Raw genomic sequence first — 1,636 nt, forward strand, 5'->3', positions numbered from 1 at the left:
TCATGGCTTTGCGGGATATACAGGATGAAATACTCTGGTGTGCCATCGCTTCGCCAGGTTCAATTCCAAAGAAATTAAGGGCAATGCGAGAACGAGTGAAACGTTATATTCTTCCAGAAAAAAGAAAACGGCCCAAAAGTAGGACCGTTCGAATTTCAAAAACTCGGTACACCATTAAGTCAAAGCATGCTTAACTGAATGGTGTTAACTTTCGAGTGGCTTTTTTGATCCTAAAAATTAGTCAAAATCATAATTTATTGGCCAATTACACTCTATGCTGTTCAGCTTAAAGTCACTAAAATTTAGAGTGGTTTTTATTTAATATAATGATTTTAAATGCTTTATTCTTGTTTTTATGAACTTGGCACAACTCTTGGAATCTCCTTGTTGAAATTAATTAAAAAATCAACAGGAGAATACCATGGGAATATTTAACCGCGTAAATGATGTAATTCAATCAAATATTGTCGCCATGCTTGATAAAGCAGAAGATCCAGAAAAACTTTTAAACCTAATGCTTACCGAGATGCAAGATGCATTGAATGAGTCCCGTAGTACAGCAGCCGCTTTATTGTGTGAAGAGAAAGTAATTAATCGCCAAATTGATACTAAAAAAACAGAATTAGCAGCTTGGCAAATTAAAGCAGAACGTGCGGTTGAGAAGGGCAGTGATGACCTTGCTAAGTCTGCCTTACTTGAAAAGCAGCGCGTTAACGAAAGCATTGAAAATAAGCAAACTCAACTAGAAACACTGCAAGAGTCTATTGCAAAAATTAAGGTTGATTGTGAGCGTCTGCAGCAAAAAATGGCTATGGCTAAAACTAAGCAAGCTCAGTTAATGCAGCGTCATAATGTTGCTATTGCTAGAGGGCGGATCAGTACGCAACTACAAAGCGATAAAGTAGCTCATGCGTTGTCTCGTTTTGAACAAATAGAGCAGCGTGTTGAAGGTATTGAAGCTCAAGTAGAGGCTTATGAGCTGACTGATACAGCAAGCTCTACGAGTGCCCAAATTGAGTCGTTAGTTAAAAATGAAAAAATTGATGCTGAACTGGCTCACTTAAAAGCGAACTTAAATACTAATTTAAAACAAACTGCTTAGGAGATTGCTATGAACAGCTTTAATCGTCAACGAGGTTGGTATAAAGATACTCTAAATAAAAAAATATCGGGTGTTTGTAGTGGTTTAGCTCATAGATTGGACTTTCCTGTATGGGCAACACGCGTAGTTACTATTTTGTTGTTTTTGAGTTTTCCGTTTGCAGTTGCACTTGGTTATTTTATAGTGCATTGCTGCCTTGAAAATAAAGAGTATTAATACCAAAAGGCATAAATATTTGAACAATTTAACAAATTAAATCACTCTATAACGTTGTTAAAAATTTTTATTTAGAACAACTAGATATAAAAATTTTTGCCTAGGGCGTGTTGATCTTTGTGGTATGAAAAACAAACAGCATGAAGATAAGGTATAATTGAATTCGCCAGAAAACTTTACACCGAACCTACATGCCAAGATTAATGTTAACAGACGGGACATGGAATGTCTTATCAAAAGTAATGTACTTAAGTGGTCGAATTTATAATAAGCCCGACCATAGAAAAACGCTCGAAGGCATACTGTATAAGATGCGCA

Annotated in this window: 2 protein-coding genes and 2 pseudogenes; all 4 read left to right on the forward strand. The window is 36.1% G+C overall.

Going from position 1 to position 1,636, the window contains the following annotated elements; all coding sequences use genetic code 11:
• A pseudogene (locus tag QL998_RS20560) lies at positions 1–194 on the forward strand (IS4 family transposase); the annotation flags it as partial.
• A gap of 227 nt (positions 195–421) precedes the next feature.
• Complete coding sequence (locus tag QL998_RS20565; RefSeq protein ID WP_290193386.1) at positions 422–1,102, forward strand: PspA/IM30 family protein; 681 nt, start codon at positions 422–424, stop codon at positions 1,100–1,102.
• A gap of 9 nt (positions 1,103–1,111) precedes the next feature.
• Entirely contained in the window at positions 1,112–1,318 is a 207-nt protein-coding gene (locus QL998_RS20570; RefSeq protein WP_290193387.1) for a PspC domain-containing protein, read from the forward strand.
• A 191-nt stretch (positions 1,319–1,509) separates the two neighbouring features.
• Positions 1,510–1,636, forward strand: a pseudogene (locus QL998_RS20575) (IS5/IS1182 family transposase); the annotation flags it as partial.

The organism is Pseudoalteromonas sp. APC 3691 (genome assembly GCF_030408135.1).
Classification (GTDB): domain Bacteria; phylum Pseudomonadota; class Gammaproteobacteria; order Enterobacterales; family Alteromonadaceae; genus Pseudoalteromonas.